We start from the raw sequence: 18,795 nt of genomic DNA, 5'->3' as shown, positions 1-18,795 counted from the left end.
ATGAGTTGTATGTGACTGGATTAATCCTTGGTAACCCGATTGATTTCTTCAAGGCTGGTGACACCTTGTGCTACCTTGCGTAACCCGGATACACGTAGATCGGGGATGCCTTCCTTTTTAGCTTGATCAGCCAGCTCGATGGAATTGGCATCTTCCATAATCAGACGCTTCATCTCTTCAGAGATAGGCATAACCTGGTATATACCGACACGACCTTTATAGCCACCCTTGCATTGTTCGCACCCGACTGCTTTGTAGGCCTTCATGTTAGGGATGAGTTCTTCTTCAAAACCTTGGGCACGTAATTCATCTTCCGGGATATCATCCTGTTCTTTGCAGTTTTTACAGAGTCTGCGAGCCAGTCGTTGGGCAATAATTAAATTAACGGCGGTTGCCAGGTTATAGTTCGGGATACCCATATTAGTGAGACGTGTCAGTGTCTGCGGGGCATCATTGGTATGCAGGGTAGACAAAACCATGTGACCTGTTTGCGCCGCCTTGACGGCAATCTCGGCAGTTTCAGTATCACGAATCTCACCGACCATGATGATATCAGGATCTTGACGTAGAAAGGCGCGTAGGGCTGAGGCAAAGGTCAGGCCTGCCTTGGGGTTCATGTTGACCTGGTTAATGCCGGACAGGTTGATTTCAACAGGGTCTTCACAGGTGGAGATATTGCGATCTTCGGTGTTTAGAATGTTCAGGCCGGTATACAACGAAACCGTTTTACCACTACCCGTTGGTCCGGTCACCAGTAACATGCCGTAGGGTTTTTCCAGTGCCTCCATGAATAATTTCTTTTGCTCATCTTCGTAGCCAAGTGCATCAATACCCAATTTGGCACTGCTGGGATCCAGGATGCGTAATACGACTTTTTCACCAAACAGAGTGGGACAGGAATTGACACGAAAATCAATGGAACGGGTCTTGGATAGATGCATCTTGATGCGACCATCCTGTGGTAATCGACGTTCGGCAATATCCATGCGACTCATGACCTTGAGGCGGGCAACAATGCGTTTGGCCAGTGCCTGTGGCGGGTGAGTAATCTCGGAGAGTACACCATCCTGGCGAAAACGAACCCGAAAGTCTTTTTCATAGGGCTCAATGTGAATATCCGAGGCACCTTTATTGATGGCGTCCAGCAGGATCTTGTTTACAAAGCGAACAACGGGGGTGTCGTCGATACCGGATTCATCATCATCGTCTTCCTCTTCTTCGCCAGAGGTGATGTCAAGATTTTCCAGGTCATCATCCAGCAGGTCGGTCATGTTGGAATTCATGGATTCCATCATTGCTTCAATGACTGCCTGAAGCTTGTCTTCTTCTACCAGGATCGGTTCGGTAGTATTACCCGTGTGGAACTTGAACTCATCCAGTGCTTGCAGATTAGTGGGATCGGATACGGCAACAAACAGGCGTGAACCGCGTTTGAACAAGGGGATCGCATGATGCTGACGAATTAGTTTTTCATCGACCATGTTGGCGGCAGACGAATCGACATCAATACTATCAAGATCAAACAGGGGAATACCAAACTCCTGGCAGGCAGACCAGGCAATGGAATAACTATCGGTAAGCTTGTTCTCAATCAGGTAACGCACAAAAGGTTGACGTTTCTTGCTGGATTCTTCTTGCGCATGAGCGGCATCTTCGGGGCTCATTAGCTTATCAGTAACCAGCCGTTTAGCCAGACCACTCAGTGCGATATTTGTTTCTGTGCTAGCCATATGTATTAAGGTCTTTTCTCTGGATTTGTACGGGGACTTTCAACGGTTCAAATATAACCTGTTTAGCAGGGTATAAACAAGGATGTGTTGATTAATTATTTCATTACCTTTATTGAACCGGCATAAAAAAGACCCCTCCGAAGAGGGGCCTTTTTGTGGTCTTGTTTAAGACCAGGTGGATCTTTTAGCAGTAACCAGCCGCTGAACAGGTACCTGTGATAGTCCAGTCGATGCCGCCTGCAGCAACAGCAGGTGTCATAATGTAGGTGTAACCACCCGCAGCTGAAACAGCTGTCGACGTGATCGCACCAGCACCTGAAACAGCGATAGAGGCAACATTACCACGATTGGTTGTGATTGCAGCCGGAACACCATTAGAGCCGGTGCCACAGTTTGCGACGGTGCCACCAATGGCAACACCCTGATCCTGTATACAGAGTTCAACCGCTAGTTTGTAACCACCGGTCATGGATTTTACTTCGGAGAAGCGTGCTTTCTTGGTGTAGTCCTGATAGGAAGGGATAGCGATTGCGGCCAGAATACCGATAATGGCAACAACGATCATTAATTCAATAAGGGTGAAACCTTTCTGTTGAGTGGGCATTTGCATTTGCATGGTAAATCTCCTTGAGAGTATGTAAGTAATGTATTTAAATCTGTTTTAAAAATCCGTTTTAAAAGCAACATCCTGTTGTTATGAATTACTAAAGCATGATGCGTGCCAGTTTTTTGTGAGTTGGGGTTGTAGCGGCTGTTTTTTTCTAAATATATATTTAATGTTGTTTTTAATCATGTGGTTATATATTTATTATTTTATTTTAATAATATTGAATATGGTTTTTTAGTGCTGGTTTTGGTGAAGAGACAAAAAAGGTCAGTGTTTGTTTATGCTGTAAAGGGTCAGAATGTGACCATTTGCGTCACATGGGCTCAAAGGGTTTCTCCGGATTTAATCCAGTTCCAGCTTTTTGAGCTTATAGCGTAGGGCACGAAAGCTGACTCCCAATAGTTTGGCGGCGGCTGTCTTGTTATGACGGGTTTTCTCCAGCGCGTTGAGGATCACTTCTTTTTCTACGTTTTCCAGATAATCTTCTAGTGGTATCGAACCCGGTTCGAGGCTGTCGGTGGCCGGGGGATTAATGCTTTGCCGAGGGGGTTCTCCGCTGGTGCTGGTTGGTAAGCCAAGGATATCCTGACTGATCTGCTCACTTTCACACAGGGTGGTGGCACGTTCCAGGATGTTTTCCAGCTCCCTGACATTGCCGGGGAAGTGGTAGCTGTTAAGGGCACTAATAGCCTGTTTGCTCAATGTGGGTAGGCGGGTAGTCAGACGCTGCCCCATTTTTTCGAGTATGTGTTGAGCTAATATCGGGATATCCTCATATCGATCTCGTAGGCTGGGTACCTTGAGTTCGATGACATTAAGTCGATAATATAGATCCTGGCGGAAGCTACCTTCTTCAACCAGTTGTGCCAGGTTCTTGTGAGTCGCCGAGAGGATACGGATGTCTACACTGGTTTCGGTATTACTACCGACGGCACGAATGCGGCGTTCCTGTATTGCCCGTAGTAGCTTTACCTGCATGTGTAATGGTAGTTCAGCGACTTCATCAAGAAACAGGGTGCCACCATCGGCAACCTGAAACAGGCCGTCCTTATCGGCAATGGCGCCACTAAAACTGCCTTTTTTATGGCCAAAGAGTTCACTTTCCATTAAATCAGTAGGGATGGCACCACAGTTAACGGGGATAAAGTTTTTCTTTGCACGAGGGCCTTTATCATGGATCAGGTGGGCAACCAGTTCTTTGCCGGTACCGGATTCACCACTAATATATACTGGAGCCTGACTACGAGCCAGTTTAGTGATAGTTGCTCTGATTTCCTGCATAACCCTGGAGTCACCAATCAGGGTGTCACGGCTACGGCGATCAGGCTGTTCTCCCTGATTCGGGTTGGACAGGCATAGGGCAGAGTTGACCATATTCCTGAGTGCCTGTAGATCGACCGGTTTAGAGACAAAATCAAAGGCCCCTGATTTTAGTGCTTGCACAGCACTCTCGGCACTACCATGAGCGGTAATCACTGCAATTGGAATATCAATGCCCTGTTCCTGTATATGGTGTACAAATTCCAGACCGTCGCCATCGGGCAGACACATATCCGTTAGGCACAGGTCAAAATCCTGTTCCTTTAGCAGGGTATAGGCATGTTTAAGATCTGCGGCAGCACGGGTATCAATATTCATGCGGCCAAGGGTTATCTCTAACAGTTCACGGATATCCGGTTCATCATCAATAATAAGTGCGATGGGTTTTTTCATTATTCTATTTTACGCGTAAAGTGGATGCAAAAACAGTTACCTCCGCTACTCGATGGATGATACTCCAGTTGAGCCTGATTGCTTTCACAAATCTCTCTGGCGATATACAAACCAAGTCCGGTACCATCTGTGGCAGTAGTAAAGAAGGGTTCAAATAGATTGCTGACTGTTGTGGCATCAATCTCTTCACCATAATCAATGACCTTAAGCCAGAGTTGCTGGTTGTCATTATCAATGCCTGCACGGATATCAATCTGTTGTTTACGACTGTTAACACTGTGCTTACGTGCGTTTTGACACAGGTTCCATAACACCTGATGCAAATGTCCGGGGTCAAAGTGTATCTCCAGCTTATCATTCTCCATCCGGGTATTAATAATCCATGTGTTGTCAGGGTCACTTTGTTGCCACTCATTAACAAAGCTTTTTAACCATGTCTTCAGTTGGAATATTTGTGATTGAGCGGGGCTTCTTCTGGATACCTGAAGGATGCTTTCAATAATGCGATTAACCCGTTGGCTATGATTTTGAATGATCTCAATCAGGCGCTTGTCATCGGCATCAAGATGGCTGGATTCGTTGAGTAATTGGCCTGCATGGCTGATTGCCCCCAGTGGATTACGGATTTCATGGGCAATGCTGGCGGTTAATTGCCCCAGGGCCGCCAGTTTGATTTGCTGTGATTGTTGTGCCAGTTTGGCTGAATCTTCAATAAAGATGAGTATGGCTGAGCCATCACCCAGGTGGGTGAAGCTGGGTGTTAATGTCTGATTATTACCCTGTACATGAAATTGCTTGGCGGTTAGAGCCGAGTTTTGTTGCCACTGTTTGAGTTGTTGTTCCAGTTCAGGTGCCACATGATGCAATGACTGATTGCGCTGAACCAGAGATAATATCTTGCGAGCGGTCTGGTTTGCCAGACGAATCTGTTGTTGTTGATCGACAACAATAACGCCTGACGGTAGTTGCTGGATGATGTGTTCATTTAATGTGGCAAGGTTAGCGAGATCAATGCCACGTTGTTCTGCCAGTGCTTCACTGGTATGGGCTCTTTTTGCCAGGATATAGGCAAGCGATGCGGTGGTAAATAAAGCAACACCTAGAATTCCTGCCTGTATGAATCCGTGTTGACCAAGATTATAGCCTTGTAGCAAGCTATAACTCTGTTCACCGAGTATGGCAAGCGTGGCAATAGCCGCAAACAGGAAGGCAATGCGTTCCGGCATTAACAAGCTGCCGGTGGCAACAGCAACGATGAGTAGAAAACCGAGTCCACTTTGTTGTCCACCACTGGTATAGAGTAATAAGGTGATGACCAGGCAATCAATAACGATCTGGGTAAATACCTGTAGTTTGTAGTTAGGGCGGCGTAGCTGTGCGGTGAGTGCGGCACTAAAGGCAAATAACAGGTAAGCGAAGCCAATCAGGGTGAAAAGCCCGGGTTTGCGGCTTCCCAGCGGCAGATAATCGGAGGCGAAAAAAAACAGAATCAGCAATAAAGTTGCCAGGGCAATCCGGTATAACGTGAGCAAGCCCAGCGGCTTCCAGGTCAGGGTGTCATCGCTATGTAGGTGTGAATTTACGCCGGAGTTTTGCTTCATGATTCATTTTCATTGTCACGATGGTCATTGCAACAGTAGTGATTACCATCGCTATAAATTGAATCTTGTTCCGGGATATAGGTGCCACAGTAGTGACATTGAACCATGCTACCATTTTTTTGTTTTTCTGATGTCAGACTAGCGTTACGTTGTTCTAGCCAATTACGTAGCAGACGTATGGCAAGCCAGAGGGCTGCGAGTAAGACCAGTGTTTTGAACATGTGTTTATTAACCCGTTTTGTGATTCAGGACTTACCTTAGCATTTTTTGCAGTGAAATATTTGGCAAGACCTGATTTTTTCTGCACAATGCCTGTTATGGAACCTCTAATTGATCCTGGGAAGATAATATGAATTTGCATGAATATCAGGCTAAACAGCTATTTAATCAGTACGGCATACCCACACCAGCGGGACAGGTTGCGGGTACGGTAGAGGCGGTACTGGCAGCGGCACGCGAACTGGGTGGTGATCAATGGGTCATTAAGGCGCAGGTTCATGCCGGGGGACGTGGCAAGGGCGGTGGTGTCGAGTTGATATCCGGTCTTGATGCCTTAGCTGACAAGGCGGAGGCTTTGCTGGGCAGTTATCTGGTGACACCGCAAACCGGGACGGAGGGTTTGCCGATACACGAGGTGCTGATTGAGACACCGGTTGCGATGGAGCAGGAATTGTATCTTGGTGCCCTGGTTGATCGTGCCAGTGAACGTATTGTATTCATGGCGTGCCGGGCTGGTGGGATGAATATTGAGGAGGTGGCGAGTAATGATCCGGATGCTATTCTAACTGAACAGGTGGATCCTGCTGCGGGTCTACAAGCCTATCAGTGCCGGAAACTGGGTGTGGGTCTGGGCTTGAAAGGGGCTCAACTAGGACAGTTGACACGTATTATGCTGGGGCTATATCGGTTGTTTCAGGATAAGGATATCTCCTTGTTGGAGATTAACCCACTGGTGATTACTGAGTCAGGTGATTTGTTAGCGCTTGATGCCAAGATCAATCTGGATGATAACGCGTTGTTTCGCCAAAAGGCGTTGCTGGAGATACGGGACATTAGTCAGGAGGATGAAAAGGAACGCATTGCCAGTGAGCATGAACTCAATTACATCACCCTGGAGGGTAATATCGCCTGCATGGTGAATGGTGCCGGTTTGGCGATGGCGACGATGGATCTGATTAAACTACAGGGTGGTGAACCGGCTAATTTCCTTGATGTCGGTGGTGGCGCAACAGCTGCGCGCGTGACCGAGGCATTTAAGCTGATTTTGTCGGATAGTAAGGTGCGCGCCATCCTGGTTAATATCTTTGGTGGTATTGTGCGTTGTGATTTGATTGCCGAGGGTATTATTACTGCGGTACGTGAGGTTGGGACGGAACTGCCGGTGGTGGTGCGTCTGGAAGGGACGAATGTTGAGCAGGGTCGAGCCCTGTTACAAGATTCAGGGCTGAATGTAGTGGCAATTAGTGATTTAAGCGAGGCGGCAAAAAAGGTCGTGGCGATGGTGGCAGCATGAGTATATTAATTAATAAGGATACCCGGGTTATTTGTCAGGGCTTTACTGGTAGTCAAGGCACCTTTCATTCTGAGCAGGCACTGGCCTATGGTACACAACTACTTGGCGGTGTTACTCCAGGTAAGGGTGGGCAGCAGCATTTGGGGTTGCCGGTGTTTGATACGGTGTATCAGGCGGTGGCGGAGACGGGAGCCAATGCGACCATGATCTATGTGCCTGCACCCTTTGCTGCCGATGCGATCCTTGAGGCGGCTGATGCGGGTATTGAGGTGGTGGTGTGTATTACGGAGGGTTTGCCGGTGCAGGATATGCTTAAGGTAAAGGCAGCCCTGCAAGGTAGTGATACGTATTTGATCGGGCCGAATTGTCCGGGTGTCATTACCCCTGGGGAATGCAAGATTGGTATTATGCCGGGTGTGATTCATCAGCCTGGAGCGATTGGTGTGGTGTCACGTTCAGGTACCCTGACCTATGAGGCGGTACATCAAACCAGCCTTGCGGGTCTGGGGCAGAGCACTTGTGTGGGGATCGGCGGTGATCCGATTCATGGTCTCTGTTTTATTGATTGCCTGGAGATGTTCGAACAGGATCCGGCAACCCGTGGTGTTATTATGGTCGGTGAAATTGGTGGTCAGGCTGAGGAGCAGGCGGCTGATTTTATCAAGACGGAGATGAGTAAGCCGGTGGTTGCCTATATTGCTGGTGTGACGGCCCCTGCGGGTAAACGCATGGGGCATGCCGGTGCGATTATTAGTGGTGGTAAAGGGACTGCTGAGCAGAAGATTGCGGCGTTAGAGGCTGCCGGGGTGTCGGTGGTGCGTTCGCCCACGGAGATGGGTATGCGGATGAAGGAAGTCCTGTAAATCCGAGATAGGGCTTGTTCTCCTTTATCAGAGACACGCCGTGAAACCATCCATGGTGGCTCGATGGCCGCGTCCATGCGGCCAACGGTCTCTGATAAAGAAGAGCAAGCCCTATCTCTCACAGTTATTTGGGAAGGTATGGGAGATGGTAGGGTGCGTATTACGCACCATGGGTTGCTAATGAGGTGGTCGTGGTATCAAATAATAAAATCCCCCTATGTATCGTAATGGCGCAGGTCAATCTACGGGTTGGTGATGTGGCGGCGAATACGCAGATCATTATTGATGCGGCAATTAAGGCGCGAGATGAACTGGGTGCGCAGGTGATTGTGTTTCCGGAGCTGACCTTGTCGGGTTATCCTCCGGAGGATCTGTTGATGCGTCAGGGCTTGTATCGTCAGATTGATGCTGCCCTGGCGCGTATCTGTGCTGAGGTTGAAGATATCCACCTCTTTGTCGGACATCCCCGGAGACAACAAAACGATCTTTATAATACGGTGTCCGTTATCCATGATGGTGGCATAGTGGCGAGTTACGATAAACAGTGCCTGCCAAATTATGGTGTGTTTGATGAGATGCGTTATTTTTCAGCGGGGGATTCTCCCTGTGTTGTTGAGGTCTCCGGGGTTCGTCTGGGTGTGACTATCTGTGAGGATATCTGGCAGACGGGCCCGGCTTTGCAGGCGCGTGATGCGGGAGCCGAGATTTTGCTTAATTTAAATGCCTCTCCATTTAATATTGGTAAGAAAGAAGAACGTGAGGTGATCTTGCGGCAGCGTGTGGCGCAGATTGGTGTCCCGGTGGTTTATGTCAATCTGGTGGGTGGTCAGGATGAATTGGTGTTTGATGGTGAATCTCTGGTGATGAACCGGGGTGGCAGGGTGACTCAACGTGCACCATTGGCAGTTGAAGGCTTGTATCCGGTAGTCTTTCAGAGGGGTGATGAAGTTGAGCCGGTAGCGGGTGAGATTGCTTTGGATCTTGCGCCTGAGGCGGTAATCTATCAGCTTATTGTCCTCGGTATTCGTGATTATGTGCGTAAAAATCGTTTCCCTGGGGTGGTGATCGGGTTATCAGGTGGGATTGATTCTGCCCTGACCCTGGCGCTTGCTGTGGATGCACTGGGTGCTGATGCGGTGGAGGTGGTTATGATGCCATCTGAATATACTGCCGATATGAGTCAGCAGGATGCCTGCCAGCAGGCGCAGACGCTGGGTGTGAAATACAGTGTAATTGAGATTGCTAATGTCTTTCATGGCTTTCTGAATCTATTGCAGGATGAGTTTGCCGGTCGTCCGGTGGATGCGACGGAAGAGAATATACAGGCGCGTTGTCGTGGTGTAATTTTGATGGCGATTGCCAATAAGAATAACCGGGTGTTGTTGACGACAGGTAACAAGAGTGAAATGTCGGTCGGTTATGCAACCCTGTATGGCGATATGGCGGGTGGTTTTGCGCCAATTAAGGATCTACCTAAAATGATGGTCTATGCCTTGTCCCGATGGTTGAATCGGGAGCAGGAAATTATCCCGCAACGGGTCATTGATCGGCCACCATCGGCTGAGTTAGCTCCGGATCAGAAGGATGAAGACAGTCTGCCTGCCTACGAGGTGCTGGATCCGATACTGGAGATGTATGTCGAGCGTGATCTCTGCGTGGCGGATATTATTGCTATGGGTTATGAGGCATCGGTGGTCAATGATATTGCCACTAAGGTTGATCGTAATGAATATAAACGTCGTCAGGCACCACCGGGTATCCGTATTACCTCGCGGGCCTTTGGTCGTGATCGGCGTTACCCGTTAACCTCAGGTTATACTAACTCTGATAATATCAGTATACTATCGGACAGTGACTGATGTTTGTGGTCTCAATTATGTTCAGGAGTGAGTAAATCCATGAAAAAAGTGGAAGCAATTATTAAACCTTTTAAGCTGGATGATGTGCGTGAGGCTCTATCCGAGATTGGTATCTCTGGCATGACCGCTATTGAGGTGAAGGGTTTTGGACGGCAGAAAGGACATACCGAGCTGTATCGAGGGGCTGAGTATGTGGTTGATTTTCTTCCCAAGGTGAAGATTGAGATTGTGGTCGCCAGTGATGACGTTAATCGTTGCGTTGAGACCATTACCAATGCCGCTCGTACTGGCAAGATCGGTGATGGCAAGATCTTTGTCACTAATGTGGAAAAGATCGTGCGTATTCGTACCGGCGAAGAGGATGATTCCGCTATTTAAGTGATGCGTTCCTACGTCCCGGATAGGGTGTTTAGATCCAGTACCTTCTGGGCATCGGCTGCCAGGTCATCCATGTCCAGTATCTTGTAGGCCTCGATCATGATTTCCAGCGCCCTGGGAATGGCTGGAGTTTGCGGGTAGTTGTTCAGGACGTGTTTACAACGATTGATTGCGGCAATATGAGCGCCACGGCGCATGTAATAGTCAGCAACATGAACTTCATACCACCCCAGATTATTGCGTAAAAAAGCCATGCGTAGACCAGCATCCTTGGCATATTGGCTACGCGGGAAGCGTTTGATTAGCTCGGCAAAATCAAGAAAGGACTGACGTGAAGCACCCGGATCGCGTTCCGATGGGTCTCTTGGCAGGTACTTGTCGATAAAGTTATCGCCACGGGAAAAATTGGCAAGGCCTTTTAGGTAGTAGGCGTAGTCGGTATGAGGATGTTGAGGATATATCTTGATAAAACGATCTGCGGTTGCCACGGCGGAATCAGGCTCACTGAACTTGTAATAGGCGTAGGCGGTCTCAATGAGTGCTTGTTGCGCGTAGCGGCCAAAGGGATAGCGTGCTTCCAGGCTCTCAAAGTATTTAATGGCGGCCTCGTAATTTTGATTGCGCATGGCCTCCTGGGCACGTTCATAAATTCTTTGTGCAGACCAGCTTTTGGTTTCATCGATCTGTTCGGGGAGCAGGGAACAACCTGTGATCAGGATCAGGAGGATGATCGGGATGAGTTTGAGTGCGCGCATATTTCTCATGTCTCGTTGATTGTTGATTTTTAGAAGGTATATTATGACGTTTGTATATTGTGAAGTATACCGGAAAATAGAAGAGCAATCCCCGTCTCTTGAGTTGACGGGCAGCGAGGATATTTCCGGTGGTTAAAGGGGTTGTATAAAGAATGTTAGGCAAGATTGAATTGAGTGGTGAGGTTCCGGAGGATTGTAGCGGTCGGCGGCTGGATCAGGTGCTGGCTGAATTATTTCCGGATTATTCCCGTAGCCGTTTGCAGCAGTGGGTGCGTAATCAACAGGTATTGCTGAACGGTAAGCCGGCTGTTCGTCCCAAAGATAAGGTTAAGGGTGGCGAAGCGATAACGATTGATGCCGAGATTGAGGAAGAGGTTCATTGTGAGCCGGAGCCGATTGATCTCGATGTTGTGTATGAGGATGACAGCTTGCTTATCATCAATAAGCCGGTTGGACTGGTTGTGCATCCTGGGGCAGGCCATTCGAGTGGTACTCTGCAGAATGCCTTATTACATCATGATGCGGCACTTGCCGGTGTGCCGCGTGCCGGTATTGTGCATCGACTGGATAAGGATACCAGTGGTCTGTTGATGGTTGCACGTACCTTGTTGGCGCATAATTATCTGGTGCAACAACTGCAAGCGCGTGATATTGAACGCGAATATGAGGCGCTGGTATCGGGTGTGATGCCCTCTGGGGGTACTGTGGATGCACCAATTGGGCGGCATCCGGTGGAACGTAAGCGTATGTCTGTGGTTGAAGGTGGACGTGAGTCGGTGACGCATTATCGGGTGGTGGAACGCTATCGGGCACACAGTCGTTTACGGTTACGACTTGAGAGTGGTCGTACCCATCAGATTCGCGTACACATGATGCATATTCATTATCCCATGTTAGGGGATATGGTTTACGGGGGGCGATTACGTCAACCCAAGGGTGCCTCTGATGAGCTGCGGCAGGCACTGCAACATTTCCGGCATCAGGCATTGCATGCTACGCGTCTGGCATTAATCCATCCCGTGACGGGTGAAGGGATGGAATGGAATATGCCAGTGCCGGCTGATATGCAGGAGATGATCGAGGTCTTGCGGCGTGACTTTGAAGTGGATCAGTAGTTGTCTGATGAATATTGTCTGGATCTGATCGTTCCTGACTGGCCCGCGCCATCCAATGTTCATGCCTGTGTGACGACGCGTGTGGGTGGCGATAGTGATTGCCCTTACGACACCCTTAATCTGGGCGACCATGTTGGTGATAGCCCGGCTTGTGTGGCACAAAACCGCCAGGTTTTACAACAACGACTGGCCTTGCCCTCGACACCAATCTGGTTACAGCAGGTGCATGGGCGTGTAGTTGTTGAGTTGCCTTGCTCTGATACTTCTCCTGTGGCTGATGCTGTCTATACCCGTCAAGCAGGTCAGGTCTGTGCGGTATTGACTGCGGATTGTCTGCCCTTATTGCTTTGTGATCAGCAGGGTCGACAGGTGGTAGCGGTTCATGCCGGTTGGCGTGGTCTTGCTAACGGGGTGATTGAGCAAACCTTGAAGACGATGGGCGCGGATGCCGGGCAGTTGATGGCCTGGTTGGGGCCTGCTATTGGTCCTGAACATTTTCAGGTGGGTGATGATGTTTATAGCACATTTGTCGCTCATTCGGTGATGGCAAAACGGGGCTTTGTTAAAGATGGCGAGCGTTGGTTAATGGATATCTATGAATTGGCGCGACAGCGTTTGCAGTCCTGCGGGGTCAGTGCTATCTATGGTGGCGGCTTATGCACCTATGCCGATAAGGAGCGTTTTTATTCCTATCGCCGTGATGGTGTCACCGGACGTATGGCGAGTCTTGTCTGGTTAACGTCTCCTTGAAAGATAAAATATGCTTGGTAAATTCGAGACATGAATCACGCTTCTCTACCAGAGACACGCCGTGAATACATCCGTCGGCAATTGCTCCTGCATTGCTCTACCTACCTACATCCATGTAGGCGTGTAGGCTCCACGCCCGCGTCCATGCGGGCAAGGGTCTCTGGTAGATAAGCGTAATCCCTGTCTCTTGAGTTAACGGGGCAGCAATAAAAAATATTTAATGATTAAAAATCTGTGGTGGAATGCTTTATACTCTGCGTATTATTTCCCTCTTGTTTTTAATTGATTTGAGTGTCAACCATGCCGATCTTATCCTGGATCCTGTTATTTTCCCTATTGGGTGGTCTGTTAAGTGTGGCTGCGGCCTCGCTATTCCTCCTGTTTCCAGAAAATCTGCGTACCCGGTTGCTCCCTCATTTTGTTAGTTTTGCCATTGGTGCATTGCTTGGTGCGGCCTTTCTGGGTTTATTGCCACATGCGCTGGGATCGCCCGGGGTTGAAGATTTTCACCTGATTACGGGGAGTGTATTGATTGGTTTGTTAGGGTTTTTTCTGTTGGAAAAGATGGTGTTGTGGCGGCATTGTCATGCAGAGCACTGTGAGGTTCATGGTGCGGATGAACATGAACAGGCACGTAAATCGGCTACGGGTGTGATGATTCTGGTAGGTGATGGTATCCATAATCTGGTGGACGGTATTCTCATCGCCGCTGCCTTTTTGACCGATATTCATCTGGGTGTTGTGACCAGTATGGCGGTGGCGGCACATGAGATACCGCAAGAGGTGGGTGACTTTGCAATATTGTTGCACAGTGGTTATTCCAGAATGAAGGCGCTGGTTTACAATATGCTGGCAAGTCTGGCTACCCTGGTTGGTGCGGTGATAGCCTATTATAGCCTGCTGGATGCACAGGCTGCGCTGCCTTATATATTAGCCATTGCCGCCTCCAGTTTTATCTATATTGCTGTGGCTGATCTTATTCCGGGTTTGCATAAACGTGTGCAGTTGAGTGCGACAGTGCAGCAGGTGTCATTAATTACCCTGGGTGTGTTGGTGATTTATTTTACCCATTCAACCCTGCATTAATGCTGGTATTACTAGATGGAATGCTGTGCCGGTATCTTGCTCAACCGGGCTTTCTGCCCATATCCTTCCTTTGTGAATATTGAGTATTTCCCTGGCAATAGGTAAACCTAGCCCGGTACCCCCCGCCTTTGTTTTAGTATTACTGCTCTGGACGAATTTATCGAAAACCGTTTTTAGTTCGTTTTCGGGGATGCCAATACCCTGATCTATTACGCTGAGTTTTAGAACTATTTGTTCTTTATTATTGAGTCGCTCACTGACTGTCTCGATATTGATCTTTATGCAACTATTTTCCGGGCTGAATTTAATAGCATTAGATAACAAATTGATGACAACCTGAATCATTAATTTTTTGTCGAACAGGCCGGTGACGGATTGATCGGTATTGACTGTTATATTTATTTTTTTATCGTTACTGAGGGTGTGTACTTCAGTGATGCACTGATGCACCAGCTGGGTAAGATCGTTCTTATTAAAAGAAGGCTCGGTTTTTCCAGCTTCTAGTTTTGCCAGATCAAGCAGGTCATTGAGTAGTCCTGTCAGGCGAATGGCACTACTCTTGATATGGCCAAGGAATTCTCTGGTTTTTTTATTCTGATCCTGATGCAGGCACAGGTCTGTATAGCCAAGAATGCCGTGCATAGGGGTGCGTAATTCATGTGACATATTGGCAAGGAAACGGCTTTTCCCCTTGTTTGCCTGTTCCGCTTCCTCTTTGGCTATTTGTAGCTCTGCTGTCCGCGCCTTTACCTTTTTATTGAGAGAGAGGTTGAGTTGGCTTTTTTCCAATACATATCGATTATGCCAGAATGCGATAGCGCCTAATTCGTTTTTCTGGTTGATAATTATTGTTTTTTGTTCATCATTGGTTGATGTTCGCAGTATTCGGGTTATCTTGTCCAGTGGTTGAATGAGTGCGCCTTGCAGTAAGATAAAACCAATAATTGAAACAAAGATAATACCAACCAACTGCGTGATAAAATTCATCTTGACGATAGCTGTGAATGACGAATCTTTAAATGCTGTTGGCGCAACGGTGACAAGAGTCCAGTTGAGTCCGGGTAGTTCAAATAAATTGACATCCCTGGAATTATTGGCAATGGATAAAGAGTTGATGAGATGGTTCTCAAAGTAGTTTTCCGGATGGGCACTAGTTAGATGTGAGGCAATAAAATAGGCCTCATTAGTATCAATGCCGGGACTTTCCTGCGTGATTAATCGGGCAGTTTCCATCAGTGTGTTATTCGATGTTAGTGATGTTTGTATTTGTTTTGCTCTATAGGTATTGATTGCCTGTAATATATCCTGAGCCCCGGGGATAATAGTGATTACATCAAATAAGGAATCAGTAGGGGATTGGCTTAGTAATTTATCAGGTGGTTTGCCAACAAAATAATTATTTCTGTCAATGATAAATGAATAGCCATTGAAGATCAGGGATGATTCGATTAATAATTGTTGTAATCTGCCCAGATAAAGATCAATTGTGACCACGCCATAAAATGCCTCTTTGCGGTACATGGGAGCAGAGACGGTGATCATCGGTTGCCTGGTGTAGGGGTCTGTATATGCTCTGGACCAGTAGACACCGTCCCTGGGTAGATGTCTGACAGGAACGTACCATTCTTCATGATGATAACCGGGGCCATCAGGGTTATTGTAATCATTAACGAAATAGGCGTTTCCTTGTTTGTCCTTGCCCCAGAAAAAGCTGGAACGTTCTGTATCGGGGGTGAATAACCTGGGTTCAGGCCACATGCCACCTCCAGCGATGTAGGGGTTAAACTCCTTGTCGACCTGAAGTAGTTGCGGAAATATCTCTTTAATCTGTTTGCTGTTTTTTGGCAATTGACTCATAACATTGGCAATAGTCCTGGCTAGGGTTGATGCAATTGCTGTTTGTTGATAGATAGAGGCAATCAGGCGTTCACCTGATTCGGCGTATAATGTGTTCGCTGTTTTTTCAAGATTGGGTCGAGTGACCTGATACAGTGCGGCATAAGAGATGGATATCAGAAGCATAACCAGCAAGAGCGATGCAACAGGGATCCTGAAGACAAGGCTTTTCCACCATGGGATATGAAAATCATTTTTCATATGACTCGGTGAGTTACTCTGCTGATCCATATATTAAATCCTTGAATTTCTCAATTTCGCCCCTATCTTATAGATAATAGCTATTGAGAGGAAGCAAACATGCGGATGGATAAATTAACCAGTAAATTTCAATTGGCTCTGGCTGATGCCCAGAGTCTGGCTGTCGGGCGTGATCATGCCATGATTGATCCGGTTCATGTCATGGTGGCGTTGCTGGATCAGGAAGGAGGCAGTGTGCGTCATCTGCTAATGCAGGCGAGTGTTAATATTAATCTATTGCGTTCACATTTAGGTGAGTTGTTGGATAATCTGCCCCAGGTTTCGGGTACAGATGGGGATGTCAGTATATCCAATGATCTGACCCGTGTATTAAATATGACCGATAAGCTGGCACAAAAACGCAAGGATCAATATATCTCCAGCGAACTATTTGTGCTCGCCTTGTTAGGTATTAAATCAGCGGTAAGCGATTTGCTGACGAAGGCAGGTGCGGAGAAAAAATCACTTGAGATGGCCATTGAAAATCTACGGGGTGGTCAAAAGGTTGATAATCCCAATGCGGAGGATCAACGCCAGGCGCTGGAAAAATACACCATTGATATGACCGAACGTGCCGAACAGGGCAAGCTGGATCCGGTCATTGGTCGTGATGATGAGATTCGACGTACTATTCAGGTGTTGCAGCGTCGCACCAAGAATAACCCGGTATTGATCGGTGAACCGGGTGTCGGCAAGACCGCTATTATCGAAGGTCTGGCGCAGCGTATTGTTAATGGTGAGGTGCCTGAAGGAATGAAGGGCAAGCGTTTGTTGTCTATGGACATGGGATCGCTAATTGCCGGTGCCAAGTTTCGTGGTGAGTTTGAGGAACGTCTCAAGGCCGTGTTGAATGATCTTGCCAAGCAGGAAGGGCAGGTTATTCTGTTTATTGATGAGCTACATACCATGGTTGGTGCGGGTAAGGCCGAGGGAGCTATGGACGCGGGTAATATGTTGAAACCTGCGTTGGCACGCGGTGAGTTACATTGTGTCGGGGCGACTACGTTGGATGAATACCGCCAGTATGTCGAGAAGGATGCGGCACTTGAACGTCGTTTCCAGAAGGTGCTGGTGGATGAACCCAGTGCCGAGGATACCATCGCTATTCTGCGTGGTTTGAAGGAACGCTATGAGGTACATCATGGTGTCGATATTACCGACCCTGCGATTGTTGCGGCGACGACCTTATCACAGCGTTATATTACCGACCGTCAGTTACCGGATAAGGCGATTGACCTGATTGATGAGGCGGCCAGTCGGATTCGTATGGAAATTGACTCCAAGCCAGAGGAGATGGATCGACAGGAACGTCGTCTGATTCAGCTGAAGATTGAGCGTGAGGCTTTGCGTAAGGAAGATGATGAAGGTTCACTCAAACGTTTAGCCATACTGGAGGACGAAATTAGCAGTCTGAGCCGTGAGTTTTCTGATCTGGAAGAAATATGGAAGGCAGAAAAGGCAGCCGTACAGGGTACGCATCATATTAAGGGTGAACTGGAGACTGCGCGTAAGGAGCTGGAAACGGCACGTCGTGCCGGTGATCTGACGCGTATGTCTGAGTTGCAATATGGTCGTATCCCGGATCTGGAGAAGCAGCTGGATATGGCCTCTCAGGCAGAGATGCACGATATGAAATTATTGCGCAATAAGGTGAGTGAGGAAGAGATCGCTGAGGTGGTGTCGAAGTGGACAGGTATCCCTGTTACCCGCATGTTAGAGGGTGAACGTAGCAAGTTACTGCGCATGGAGGATGAGTTACATAAACGTGTGGTGGGTCAGGACGAGGCGGTAGAAATTGTCTCTAATGCTATTCGTCGTTCGCGCGCGGGTTTGTCTGATCCCAAACGTCCGAATGGTTCCTTTTTGTTTTTAGGGCCGACCGGTGTGGGTAAAACGGAACTGACCAATGCTCTTGCTGCCTTTTTGTTTGATACGGAAGAGGCAATGGTGCGGGTGGATATGTCTGAATTCATGGAAAAACATTCGGTGGCGCGCCTAATCGGAGCCCCTCCGGGTTATGTCGGTTATGAGGAAGGTGGTTATCTAACCGAGGCAGTACGGCGTAAACCTTATTCGGTGGTGTTGCTGGATGAGGTGGAAAAGGCACATCCCGATGTGTTTAACGTATTGTTACAGGTATTGGATGATGGTCGTCTGACCGATGGGCATGGTCGTACGGTGGATTTTCGTAATACGGTGATTGTAATGACCTCCAATCTCGGTAGTCAACAGATTCAGGAGTTGGCTGGAGAGGGTAATTATCAGACCATGAAGTCTGCCGTGCTGGAGGTGGTGGGTAATCACTTCCGCCCTGAATTTATTAATCGTATTGATGACTTAGTGGTATTCCATCCCTTGTTGCGTGAGCAGATTCGGGCTATTACTGATATTCAATTGGCGGGTCTGCGTAGCCGTTTGGCTGAACATGATATTGAGATTGATCTGGATGAGGCAGTACTGGATAGCATCGGTGATGCCGGTTTTGATCCGGTCTATGGAGCGCGGCCATTAAAACGTGTGATACAGAATCGACTTGAGAACAGCCTGGCACAGGCGTTATTGTCGGGTGAGTTTGCCGCTGGTGATCATATCCATGTGAGCCTGGATGGGGAGCAATTAGTGTTTGATAAGGGGTAATAAGGTATGGACATTTAGCTGAGTTAGTTTTATCTTGTGACAATCGCTTTTT

16 protein-coding genes are annotated in these 18,795 nt (G+C 47.9%); 9 read left to right on the top strand and 7 right to left on the bottom strand.

What is annotated here, in order from left to right; genetic code table 11:
• Nucleotides 1-20 precede the first annotated feature (20 nt).
• The 5 genes from pilB to GXP22_05605 form a co-directional block, all read right to left on the bottom strand.
• Nucleotides 21-1,703, bottom strand: coding sequence for a type IV-A pilus assembly ATPase PilB (gene pilB, locus GXP22_05625; protein ID NOX08956.1), 1,683 nt, complete (start codon nucleotides 1,701-1,703; stop codon nucleotides 21-23).
• A gap of 211 nt (nucleotides 1,704-1,914) precedes the next feature.
• Nucleotides 1,915-2,334, bottom strand: coding sequence for a prepilin-type N-terminal cleavage/methylation domain-containing protein (locus GXP22_05620; protein NOX08955.1), 420 nt, complete (start codon nucleotides 2,332-2,334; stop codon nucleotides 1,915-1,917).
• Between the two features lie 345 nt (nucleotides 2,335-2,679).
• A complete protein-coding gene (locus tag GXP22_05615) occupies nucleotides 2,680-4,050 on the bottom strand; it encodes a sigma-54-dependent Fis family transcriptional regulator (GenBank protein ID NOX08954.1) in 1,371 nt (456 codons plus the stop codon).
• Complete coding sequence (locus tag GXP22_05610; GenBank protein ID NOX08953.1) at nucleotides 4,050-5,651, bottom strand: PAS domain-containing protein; 1,602 nt, start codon at nucleotides 5,649-5,651, stop codon at nucleotides 4,050-4,052. Before GXP22_05610 ends, GXP22_05615 begins: the two co-directional genes overlap by 1 nt.
• A complete protein-coding gene (locus tag GXP22_05605; protein NOX08952.1) occupies nucleotides 5,648-5,872 on the bottom strand; it encodes a hypothetical protein in 225 nt (74 codons plus the stop codon). The genes GXP22_05610 and GXP22_05605 overlap by 4 nt, the downstream gene beginning before the upstream one ends.
• Nucleotides 5,873-6,000: 128 nt before the next feature.
• Between GXP22_05605 and sucC the strand changes: the two genes are divergently transcribed.
• The 4 genes from sucC to GXP22_05585 all read left to right on the top strand — a co-directional run bounded on the left by sucC (nucleotide 6,001) and on the right by GXP22_05585 (nucleotide 10,264).
• Entirely contained in the window at nucleotides 6,001-7,164 is a 1,164-nt protein-coding gene (sucC, locus tag GXP22_05600) for an ADP-forming succinate--CoA ligase subunit beta (GenBank protein NOX08951.1), read from the top strand.
• Nucleotides 7,161-8,027, top strand: coding sequence for a succinate--CoA ligase subunit alpha (gene sucD, locus GXP22_05595; protein ID NOX08950.1), 867 nt, complete (start codon nucleotides 7,161-7,163; stop codon nucleotides 8,025-8,027). The genes sucC and sucD overlap by 4 nt, the downstream gene beginning before the upstream one ends.
• Nucleotides 8,028-8,254: 227 nt before the next feature.
• Nucleotides 8,255-9,886 carry an NAD+ synthase gene (locus tag GXP22_05590; protein ID NOX08949.1) on the top strand — a complete coding sequence of 544 codons (1,632 nt, stop codon included), beginning with the start codon at nucleotides 8,255-8,257 and terminating at the stop codon, nucleotides 9,884-9,886.
• Between the two features lie 39 nt (nucleotides 9,887-9,925).
• The gene (locus tag GXP22_05585; GenBank protein NOX08948.1) at nucleotides 9,926-10,264 is read left to right on the top strand and encodes a P-II family nitrogen regulator; all 339 of its coding nucleotides are present in this window, start codon (nucleotides 9,926-9,928) and stop codon (nucleotides 10,262-10,264) included.
• 11 nt (nucleotides 10,265-10,275) lie between these two features.
• Here GXP22_05585 and GXP22_05580 read toward each other — a convergent pair whose 3' ends face one another.
• Entirely contained in the window at nucleotides 10,276-11,019 is a 744-nt protein-coding gene (locus tag GXP22_05580; protein NOX08947.1) for an outer membrane protein assembly factor BamD, read from the bottom strand.
• Between the two features lie 152 nt (nucleotides 11,020-11,171).
• On the opposite strand from GXP22_05580, the gene rluD reads away from it, so the two are divergent.
• The 4 genes from rluD (at nucleotide 11,172) to GXP22_05560 (ending at nucleotide 13,970) form a co-directional block, all read left to right on the top strand.
• On the top strand, nucleotides 11,172-12,134 hold the full coding sequence (gene rluD, locus GXP22_05575; protein NOX08946.1) for a 23S rRNA pseudouridine(1911/1915/1917) synthase RluD: 963 nt from the start codon (nucleotides 11,172-11,174) through the stop codon (nucleotides 12,132-12,134).
• An 18-nt stretch (nucleotides 12,135-12,152) separates the two neighbouring features.
• The gene (pgeF, locus tag GXP22_05570; GenBank protein NOX08945.1) at nucleotides 12,153-12,884 is read left to right on the top strand and encodes a peptidoglycan editing factor PgeF; all 732 of its coding nucleotides are present in this window, start codon (nucleotides 12,153-12,155) and stop codon (nucleotides 12,882-12,884) included.
• Nucleotides 12,885-12,914: 30 nt separating this feature from the next.
• Entirely contained in the window at nucleotides 12,915-13,055 is a 141-nt protein-coding gene (locus tag GXP22_05565; GenBank protein NOX08944.1) for a hypothetical protein, read from the top strand.
• Between the two features lie 129 nt (nucleotides 13,056-13,184).
• A complete protein-coding gene (locus GXP22_05560) occupies nucleotides 13,185-13,970 on the top strand; it encodes a ZIP family metal transporter (protein ID NOX08943.1) in 786 nt (261 codons plus the stop codon).
• Here the strand turns inward: GXP22_05560 and GXP22_05555 are convergent.
• On the bottom strand, nucleotides 13,956-16,097 hold the full coding sequence (locus GXP22_05555) for a sensor histidine kinase (GenBank protein NOX08942.1): 2,142 nt from the start codon (nucleotides 16,095-16,097) through the stop codon (nucleotides 13,956-13,958). The genes GXP22_05560 and GXP22_05555 overlap by 15 nt on opposite strands.
• 75 nt (nucleotides 16,098-16,172) lie before the next feature.
• On the opposite strand from GXP22_05555, the gene clpB reads away from it, so the two are divergent.
• Nucleotides 16,173-18,743, top strand: coding sequence for an ATP-dependent chaperone ClpB (gene clpB, locus GXP22_05550; GenBank protein ID NOX08941.1), 2,571 nt, complete (start codon nucleotides 16,173-16,175; stop codon nucleotides 18,741-18,743).
• The last annotated feature ends 52 nt before the right edge of the window (nucleotides 18,744-18,795 follow it).

This window comes from Gammaproteobacteria bacterium (assembly GCA_013151035.1).
GTDB lineage: Bacteria > Pseudomonadota > Gammaproteobacteria > JAADJB01 > JAADJB01 > JAADJB01.
This window is presented reverse-complemented; position numbering and strand designations above follow the sequence as displayed.